This is a genomic window from Amycolatopsis pithecellobii (genome assembly GCF_009707865.1).
Classification (GTDB): Bacteria; Actinomycetota; Actinomycetes; order Mycobacteriales; family Pseudonocardiaceae; genus Amycolatopsis_E; species Amycolatopsis_E pithecellobii.
The window spans coordinates 121177-129504 of record NZ_WMBA01000013.1; the positions used below are offsets into that span (position 1 = coordinate 121177).

The following is an 8328-nucleotide window of genomic DNA, read 5'->3' on the forward strand; positions in this document are numbered from 1 at the left end:
TTCATGCAGGTCAACAGGCTAATTTCGTTGCAATCGGTGTAAATTTAACGCAATGGTCGGCACCAGTTCCGTTGCATTGGACTGCGGACGAACGCTACGCTCTGGCGGCACCAGTGACACGCGAAGGGAGATCGCGATGCCAGGAGGCAGGCTCACTCAGCAGGAACGCCAGCAGATCGCGATGGGCGTAGCCGACGGTCTCGCCTACGCGGAGATCGCCCGGCGTCTCGACCGGCCCACGTCGACGATTACGCGGGAGGTGATGCGCAACGGCGGCCCCACCGGCTACCGCGCCGACCTGGCCCATCGCGCCACCGAACACCGCGCTCGGCGCAGGCGGGCCGTGCCCCGAGGACCGCAAGGGCCGGCGCCGGCCCGCGGACGTGACGACGAGGCCGTGCGCGAATACGAGGAGGCGTTCACCACCCTCCTGATGCAACAGGGCCTGCCCAAGATGATGGCCCGGGTCCTGACCTGCCTCTTCACGGCCGACGCGGGCAGCCTCACCGCGTCCGAACTCGCCGGGCACCTCCAGGTCAGCCCGGCGTCGGTGTCGAAAGCGATCGCGTTCCTCGAAGATCAGGGCCTCATCCGCCGCGAGCGCGACGAACGCCGCCGCGAGCGCTACTTCGTCGACGACGACGTCTGGTACCGCTCGACGATCGCCAGCGCCCGCGGCACGGCCCAGGTCGCCGCGACCGCGCGGCGGGGCGTCAGTGTTCTCGGCCCCGGCACGCCCGCCGCCACCCGCCTCGAGAATATTGCCCGCTTCAGCGACTTCATCAGCGAAAGCATCCTCCGCGCCGCAGAGCAGGTCCGCGAAATCCTTTCCACCAATACCGAACCGGAGTCAGCCGGCACCGCCACGCCAAGTTCAGGACAAGTCTGAGACCGATCCTTGATGCCAAAGAAACGGGTACGTCGACGCGCGCGCTCGACAGCGGCGGTGGAGTTTGAACGGCCGGGCTCAGGATGCGGTGCGCTGTACTTGGACCTGGGTCCGGGCGGTGTCCTGGCTGGCCCGGTCGCCGGGATACGTGTCCAAGACACTCGACCACGACCTCACCAACCGTGGCATACAGCTACTACGCCCCTCCTACCGCAACCGCCACCGTCTGGCACCACCGCGCCACCGGCCAGCCGATCACGATCCCTGATCGCCTACGACCACCAACCACACCTCGGACTTGCTCGTCTAACAGCGCGGTCGTGCCGGGCGTCGGCGATCTTCGCGTCGAAGTCGCCCACTCGGTAGACTCGGATCCAGTGAATGGGTGGCCAATGCGCCTGGTGAGGCGACGACGGGAGAGCGAGCCGGATGCGGGAGAAGGACGACGAGGGCGACTCCACCCGCTCGGGGCAACCCGCGGAGGATGGCCGAACAGCCTCCTCGCGGCGGGAGTCGCGCAAGCGGGAGACGCGGGATCGGCTGCTCAGCTCTGCTCGGCGGCTCTTCGTGAGCAACGGCTACGAGGAGACCAGCTACGACGAGATCGCCAAGGACGCCGGCGTCGCGCGTCAGACGGCGTTCAACCATTTCCCGCGTAAGGAGGACTTCGTCGCGGCGTGGACCGCGGAGCGGCGGGTCGAACTCCACGACGCCATGGAGGCTCCGCAGCCGGGCGTGCCCTCGGCGTCGTCCCGGTTGCTGGTCATCATGCGCGTGATGGCCGACATCTACGAGCGGCGCCGCGCCGAGGCCAGGGTCTTCGTCGGTGCCTGGATCCGGCTCGGTGGGCCGATCCTCGACGAGCCGGTCGCGGCGCAGATGTTCGCTGTGGTGGTGCGCGAAGGGCAGAAGACGGGCGAGTTCGTCGCCGAGCTCGACGCGGACGCTGCGGGCGATGTGATCCGTGCGGTCTACTTCGACGCGTTGTGGCGTTGGGCCGACCCCGCACATGAACCGGCAGTGAACGCGCTGTTCGAGAACCTGCTGCTTCGGATGAGACTCGTCCTGACCGGGCTGTGCGTCGACGGCGATCGTCGGCAGGTCGGGGAGGCGGTCGACCTCGTTCGGTCCCTGGAGGCGGTCCGGCAGCCGGTGCCCTGAAGAAAGGGCACCGGCCACCGGCCCTACGCGTCGCCGATCGCGCGCCAGGAGCCGTGGTCGTCGCCGTAAACGAGGTCGAGTGTCTCCCGGACGTCTGCGGTGAACCGCTCCGGATCCAGTTCCCGGTAGACCAGGCGGATGTTCTGGTAGGTCCGGGACAGGTGAGGCCAGTCGGCGTAGCGGGCCAGGTCGATCGCCTGGTAGGCCTCCGCCGGGCTGCGGCCCGCGTGGTACGACTCGACGGCGAAGCCCTGCACGTGGGCCAGATACTCACGGACCGGTCGGACGCCTGCGGCGTCGATGAGCGGACCATGGCCGGGCACGATCACCCGTGGCTCGAGCGCGAGGATGCGGTCGCAGACGTCGAGGCAGTTCGACAGCGGTCCCGCCCACATGATCGGGGTGGACGCCGTGAACAGCAAGTCCCCGCTGAAGAGGACGCCGGCGTGCGGCACCCAGGCGATCGTGTCGCCGGACGTGTGGGCGGGCCCGAGCTCGGACAGCTCGACTTCGCGGTGCCCAACACTGAGTGCCAGCTCGCCGGCGTACGTCTGGTTTGGGTGCACCGGGCGCCAGCCGGTGTAGTCGAACACGCACTGTCGCCATCGCATGAACTCCGCGAAGGCGTTGTCCCCGATCGCGTAGTCGTCGATCTTCGAGGGATCGAGCCAGTGCCCGCGGATGTCCGCCAGCGTCGGCTCGGAGGCGATGATGGTGGCGTCGGAGAACAGGACGTTGCCGTTCCAGTGGTCGCCGTCGCCGTGGGTGTTCACCACCTGGTCGACGACGGGGCGTCCGACCAGCCCGTCGATCGCGGCCCGGAGATCCTGGGCCATCCGCATGTCGTTCTGGGTGTCGACGAGCAGGGCCTGCCCCCCGTCGACGACCAGGCCGGAGTTCGCGAAGCCCCAGCAGCCCGGCGGTTCGAGCCAGGCGTGGCAGCCGTCGCCGAGATCCTGCAGCCCGCGGTCGCTCACCGGGGTGCTCCCGCGAAGCAGGTCCGGACCTCGTCGACGAACACGTCGGGTACCTCCAGCATGGCGAAGTGGCCGCCGCGCGGCAGGGCCCGCCAGTGGCGCAGGTCCCGGTAGCGGGCGGCGGTCCAGGCGCGGGGGAGCTTCATCAGGTCCCGCGGGAAGACCGACACGCCGGTGGGGACGGTCACCGGCGTGACCATGTCGATGGCACCGTGGCTCTCCCAGTACATCCGGGCCGACGAGGTGCCGGTGGCGGTGAACCAGTAGAGCGAGACGGTGTCGAGAACACGGTTCAGCGGTACGGCACTCTCCGGCGTGCCGTCGTGGTCGGTGAACTCGAAGTACTTCTCCGCGATCCAGGCGAGCTGGCCGACGGGGGAGTCGGTGAGGGCGTAGCCGAGGGTCTGCGGTCGGGTGGACTGCTCTATCGCGTAGCCGAGACCGGTGCGGACGAACTCGGCGCGTTCGGCCAGCCACTGCCGTTCGACGTCGGTGAGCTCGTCGTCGGTGACGCCGTCGGGCCTCGGTGCCCATGGCACGGTGGTGTGCATCATCGCCACCCGGTCCGGGTGCCGCAGTGCCAGCGTGGTGGTGACCTGAGCGCCCCAGTCCCCGCCTTGCGCGAGGAACCGGTCGTAGCCGAGTCGGGCCATCAGCTCGGCCCAGGCGTCGGCGATCCGCGTGAGGTTCCAGCCCGGCCGAGCCGGCTTGCCGGAGAACCCGTACCCCGGCAGCGACGGGAGGACCAGATGGAACGCGGGCTGGTCGGCCGGCGGGTCGACCAGCCCGTCGATCACGTCGAGGGCCTCGATCACCGACCCGGGCCAGCCGTGGGTGACGAGCAGGGGCCGGGCGTCGTGGCGGGCGGAGCGGACGTGGAGGAAGTGGACGTCGAGCCCGTCGATCCGGGTGATCCACTGGTCTCGGGCGTTGAGCTCCGACTCGACGCGACGCCAGTCGTACTCCTTTCCCCACACGGCACAGAGGTGCTTGGTGTAGTCCAGCGGGATGCCCTGTGACCAGTCGTCGACGGTCTCGCGCTCCGGGAACCGGGTGTCGGCGAGGCGGTCCTGCAGGCGGCGGATCGCCTCGTCCGGGATATGGATCTCGAAGGGGTGTAGCTCGGTGCCGGTGTTCATGGACGCTCCTGGGCTCAGCCGGTGACCGGGCGGATGGGCAGCAGGGTGCCGGAGAGGTGCTGGGCGGCGCCGCTGCAGAGGAACGCGACGAAGGGGACGACGTCCTCGGGCTGGCCGACCCGTCCGCCGGGGTACGAGCTCGACACCCGCTCGATGTACTCGTCGCTCGCGATCGTCCGCATCCCTGGGGTGTCGGTGAGCCCCGGGGCCAGCGCGACAGTCCTGATGCCCTGGTCCGCCATCTCCCGGTGCACCACGTTGGACAGCAGGGTCAGTCCGGCCTTGGCGGCGCCGTAGACGCTCTGGCCGGGGTTCGCCTGCACTCCGATCATGCTGCTGATGTACACGATCCGACCGCCGCCACTTCGCACCATGATCGGCGCGAAGTGCTTGGTTGTGGAGAAGCAGGCCACCAGGTTGACGTCGAAGACCTGGCGGACGAGGTCGAGCTCGAGGTCGACGACCGGGGTCATCGGCGGCATGACCGCGGCGTTGTTGACGAGCCCGTCGACCCGCCCCCACCGCTTCTCCACAGCGGCTGCCGCCTCGCGTACCTGGTCCTCGTCGGAGACGTCCGTGCAGAGCGCCAGCGTGCCGTCGGGACCGATGATCGCCTCCAACTCCGCGGCGATCTCCTCGGTCTGGTCCTTCTCCCGGGTCAGCACGGCGATCTTGGCCCCTCGCTGCGCCAGTCCGAGAGCGATGGCCTTGCCGAGGCCTCGCCCGGCGCCGGTGACGACGACGACCTTGCCCGTGATGTCGCCCATGATGTCCTGGCTCATCCGAACCCCTTCCTGTGGTTCTCGGCATGTGCGAAGTAACTGTACCCGAGTACACTAAAATTGTGTACTCTGACATCGTCACGGTCCGTGAAGTGAAGGAGCGACGATGACCGACGAACTGGTACAGCGAGTGGCCGACGAGCTGGGGATCCGAAGGACCCTCGCCCGGCTCTCGCGTGCGCAGGACACCGTGGACCGCGAGGCGTACAAGACTTGCTTCACTGAGCGGGTGCTGCTCGCGGCGACCGTCGTGATCCCGGACTGGGAACCGCGGGAGGTCTCGGTCGACGAGCTCGCCGACCGGTACTTCGCCGAGATGGACAAGTACATCTTCGGCCAGCACTTCGTCACCAACCACATCATCGACGTGGACGGTGACGAGGCGACCTGCACCGCCGACCTGTGGTGCGTGTCCGCCCTGCGAGACGGCGCCGATCCCCGGGTGACCGGGCTCGGTGGCCGGTACGACCTGAAGCTGCGCCGGGTCGGTGGCGAGTGGAGGATCTGCGAGCGGTCGATCTTCGAGAACTACTCGTTCGACGCCGGCGAACTCCTCCGGCACGGCGCCTGACCTCAGCACGGCTCGGGGACGCCGCAAATGTACTCAAATACATGATCGAAGAGGGTCAATGACCACACAGATCAGGGCATGCGGCGCGACGGCAGGCTGTCGCAGCACATGATCGGGCCCAGCCGGATCCGGGTGGACGGACCGCGGGCGCCGGCCGAGGCCGAGGGCATGCTCCTCATACGGGCCACCGTGCACGACGTCGAGATCGACGTGACCGCACTCGTGCACTGATCGTGCTCGAGGACGGGCGCTGGGTGCTCCTCGACCGTTTCCCGGGCTACATCAAGGACTGGATGGTCCCGGTCCGGCCCGACGCCCGGCTGCACCTGGTGGACCTGCAGCTCGCAGTGGGGTCGGCGCCCGAACCGGCCCCGGTCACCTCACGCGGGTGCTCGGCCGGGAGGAGTCCCGGCCGAGCACCTGGTTCGAGAGTGGGTCAGTGGTCACGCCGTCGGCGGAAAGCGCAGATCTGCCTTGCGGATCTTGCCGACGCTCGCGCGCGGCAGCTCCTCGACGAACCGGAAGGCCGTGGGAATCTTGAATGCGGGGCCCGGCACCACTCCCGCAGCTCACCGGACACCTCCGGCCCGTACCCGGGGCGCAGCACGGCGACCAGGAGCACCGCCTCGTCGTACATCTCGTCCGGGCCGCCCGCTCCGCGGCGCGCAGGACCCGCGACGGGTCGACGACCGTCGGCCCGTCGAGGACGCCGAGGCGGGCCGGACCACCGCCGCGGGGGGTGTAGGTGACCAGTCGCACGTCAGGCTCGCACGCAGAAGCCGGCGTCGACGGTGAAGGTCTGGCCCGACACGTAGCGGCCCTCCTCCGAGCACAGGAACACCACGGCGTTGGACACGTCCGCGCACTCCAGTAGCCCATCACCCCGGCCCGCCCGTCGCCGATGCCCTTGAGGCGGACCGCGGAGCTGGTGATCACCACCGAGCCCCCACGCCTGCCCGCGAGCAGGGCGGGCGTCTGCTGGCCAACGCCGGGATCTTGCCCTCGACCGACGATGTCGAGCCTGCCGAACCGGGCGACCGTGTCGATCTGCGCGCACCGGCCCTGCCCGCGCGCGACACCCGAGATCAGGGCGACCTCGCCGGTCGGACCGTTCATGCCGCGGCGGGGCTCTCGGAGACGGTGGCCGGTTCGAGGGGCGGGTACCGCCGCAGGCTCAGCAGCAGCCCGGCGCCGACGACGAGCAGGGCCGCCGTGGTGTACATCGCGGCCAGGTACGAGCCGGTGGCGTCCTGCACCGCCCCGTAGAAGACCCCGGACAGCGCGCCGCCGGCGGTGGCGGCGAGGTAGAACAGCCCATAGATGCGGCCGTAGGAACGGGCACCGAAGTAGCGGGCGGCGAGATAGCCGATCAGATCGAATTCGGCGCCACTCACGAGGCCGATCGCGAGCGCGGCGAACGGGGCGGCGCCGGCGCCGAACACGGCGAGCGCGACGATGCACACAGTCGCGATGAAAAAGCCGATCGCGGCAGCTAGCGGCGCGTAGACGCGGTCGTAGACCCAGCCGGCGAGCGGCCGGAAGATGATCACCCCGATGCCGGAGAGGCTCGCGATACGTCCCGCGTCCGCCACACCGACTCCCACGTCCTGCAGGTAGGACAGCAGTTGCTGCTGCAGGCCGAGGATCGCGAACATCACCAGCAGGAAGCACGCGATCAGTGTCCAGAATGTGCGGGTCCGCACCGCCTCGCCCAGAGGCAGCCCGGTGCCGGCCTGAACGTCGCCGCGTCGCAGCCGAGTCGGGGGCCGGGTCGCGAGGGGCGAGCGCCACATCAGGAATGCGATGACCACGGCGCCGGTGGCGACCGTGCCGGCCAGCACCACGAACCCGGCGCGCCAGCCCATCGCGGCCGCATAGGGAGCGAGCACGACCGGCAGGACGAACGCGGCTAGTCCCGTGCCGATGGTGGAGAGTCCGAGCGCGAACCCCTTCGCGCGGACGAACGCGGTGCTCACGACACGCGCATAGGGCACCGTCGCCGATCCCGCACCGGCGACGCCCATCAGGACGCATCCGCCGTAGTACAGCCCGAGACTCGGGCCGAGCACGCTGAACAGCAGCAGGCACCCCGCGAGACCGAGCAGCCCGACGACGACGATCCAAATGGTGCGCACCCGGTCGACCACCCAGCCCAGCAACGGGGAGACCCCGGCGACGACGAGCAGAACGATCGTGCCGCCCAAGGAGATCTCGGCGCGCGACCAGCCGAGCTCCTGCTGCATGGCGCGCAGGAACACGGCCAGCGCGTTACCGGGGATCGCCGCGATCCCGACGGAGATCCCCAGAACCGCGGCCAGCAGCAGCGACCAATGGGTGCGTAGCTCGGCGCGAGCGCTCAGCTGTGGTTCCGCAGCGTCGAGGAGGGCGTGGGTGTCCGGGACAGGGTTCATCGATGTCGACCTCTTTGTCGGCGAATTTGATGTACTGAAGTACAGACAAAGAGAGTGTGCTCCGGCGTATCCGAGCCTGTCAAGGAGAAGTATCTGCTGCTATAGATGTACTAAAGTACATGTGGAGGTGGTTCTGATGACGCGACGACGCGTCGACACACACGCCCACGTCTGGGCGCGCCGTGAGCCCTGGCTCGACTGGCTCGACGAGCGGCCCGAGTCCTGGCACGCGGTCCGGCAGGCCTTCCCGTGGGCCCGGCTGCGGGCCGAACTTGACGCCGCGGGGATCGACGACGTCGTGCTGGTGCAGGCGGGCACGTGCACTGAGGAGACCGAGCTGCTGCTCCGGCTTGCCGAGGAGCAACCCTCGGTGGCCGGCGTCGTCGGGTGGGTGGGGC

9 protein-coding genes and 1 pseudogene are annotated in these 8328 nt (G+C 69.2%); 5 read left to right on the top strand and 5 right to left on the bottom strand.

Features of this window, described 5'->3' with window-relative positions:
* The first annotated feature begins 136 nt into the window (after positions 1-136).
* On the top strand, positions 137-889 hold the full coding sequence (locus GKO32_RS11660) for a GbsR/MarR family transcriptional regulator (RefSeq protein ID WP_154756864.1): 753 nt from the start codon (positions 137-139) through the stop codon (positions 887-889).
* 429 nt (positions 890-1318) lie between these two features.
* Positions 1319-2050, top strand: a complete 732-nt coding sequence (locus GKO32_RS11665) for a TetR/AcrR family transcriptional regulator (protein WP_154756842.1) — start codon at positions 1319-1321, stop codon at positions 2048-2050.
* 23 nt (positions 2051-2073) lie between these two features.
* Here GKO32_RS11665 and GKO32_RS11670 read toward each other — a convergent pair whose 3' ends face one another.
* The 3 genes from GKO32_RS11670 to GKO32_RS11680 are packed head-to-tail and all read right to left on the bottom strand — an operon-like array spanning position 2074 to position 4948.
* The gene (locus GKO32_RS11670; protein WP_166459496.1) at positions 2074-3027 is read right to left on the bottom strand and encodes an MBL fold metallo-hydrolase; all 954 of its coding nucleotides are present in this window, start codon (positions 3025-3027) and stop codon (positions 2074-2076) included.
* Complete coding sequence (locus GKO32_RS11675) at positions 3024-4166, bottom strand: epoxide hydrolase family protein (protein WP_154756844.1); 1143 nt, start codon at positions 4164-4166, stop codon at positions 3024-3026. The genes GKO32_RS11670 and GKO32_RS11675 overlap by 4 nt, the downstream gene beginning before the upstream one ends.
* A 14-nt stretch (positions 4167-4180) precedes the next feature.
* Entirely contained in the window at positions 4181-4948 is a 768-nt protein-coding gene (locus GKO32_RS11680) for an SDR family NAD(P)-dependent oxidoreductase (protein ID WP_154756845.1), read from the bottom strand.
* A gap of 106 nt (positions 4949-5054) precedes the next feature.
* On the opposite strand from GKO32_RS11680, the gene GKO32_RS11685 reads away from it, so the two are divergent.
* Both GKO32_RS11685 and GKO32_RS11690 read left to right on the top strand, forming a co-directional pair.
* Entirely contained in the window at positions 5055-5519 is a 465-nt protein-coding gene (locus GKO32_RS11685; RefSeq protein ID WP_154756846.1) for a nuclear transport factor 2 family protein, read from the top strand.
* A 78-nt stretch (positions 5520-5597) separates the two neighbouring features.
* On the top strand, positions 5598-5750 hold the full coding sequence (locus GKO32_RS11690; protein WP_154756847.1) for a hypothetical protein: 153 nt from the start codon (positions 5598-5600) through the stop codon (positions 5748-5750).
* Between the two features lie 529 nt (positions 5751-6279).
* Here the strand turns inward: GKO32_RS11690 and GKO32_RS40125 are convergent.
* A complete protein-coding gene (locus tag GKO32_RS40125; protein WP_312867809.1) occupies positions 6280-6576 on the bottom strand; it encodes an SDR family oxidoreductase in 297 nt (98 codons plus the stop codon).
* 55 nt (positions 6577-6631) lie between these two features.
* Positions 6632-7930 (bottom strand): MFS transporter, encoded by a 1299-nt coding sequence (locus GKO32_RS11700; protein ID WP_154756848.1) that lies wholly within the window; start codon positions 7928-7930, stop codon positions 6632-6634.
* A 136-nt stretch (positions 7931-8066) separates the two neighbouring features.
* Here GKO32_RS11700 and GKO32_RS11705 point away from each other — a divergent pair.
* Positions 8067-8328: pseudogene (locus GKO32_RS11705) on the top strand (amidohydrolase family protein); the annotation flags it as partial.

Bases quoted from the DNA above. Each gene is read 5' to 3' on its own strand.
- GKO32_RS11660 (WP_154756864.1), top strand. From the start codon at position 137: ATGCCAGGAGGCAGGCTCACTCAGCAGGAACGCCAGCAGATCGCGATG.
- GKO32_RS11665 (WP_154756842.1), top strand. From the start codon at position 1,319: ATGCGGGAGAAGGACGACGAGGGCGACTCCACCCGCTCGGGGCAACCC.
- GKO32_RS11675 (WP_154756844.1), bottom strand. From the start codon at position 4,166: ATGAACACCGGCACCGAGCTACACCCCTTCGAGATCCATATCCCGGAC.
- GKO32_RS11680 (WP_154756845.1), bottom strand. From the start codon at position 4,948: ATGAGCCAGGACATCATGGGCGACATCACGGGCAAGGTCGTCGTCGTC.
- GKO32_RS11685 (WP_154756846.1), top strand. From the start codon at position 5,055: ATGACCGACGAACTGGTACAGCGAGTGGCCGACGAGCTGGGGATCCGA.
- GKO32_RS11690 (WP_154756847.1), top strand. From the start codon at position 5,598: ATGCGGCGCGACGGCAGGCTGTCGCAGCACATGATCGGGCCCAGCCGG.
- GKO32_RS11700 (WP_154756848.1), bottom strand. From the start codon at position 7,930: ATGAACCCTGTCCCGGACACCCACGCCCTCCTCGACGCTGCGGAACCA.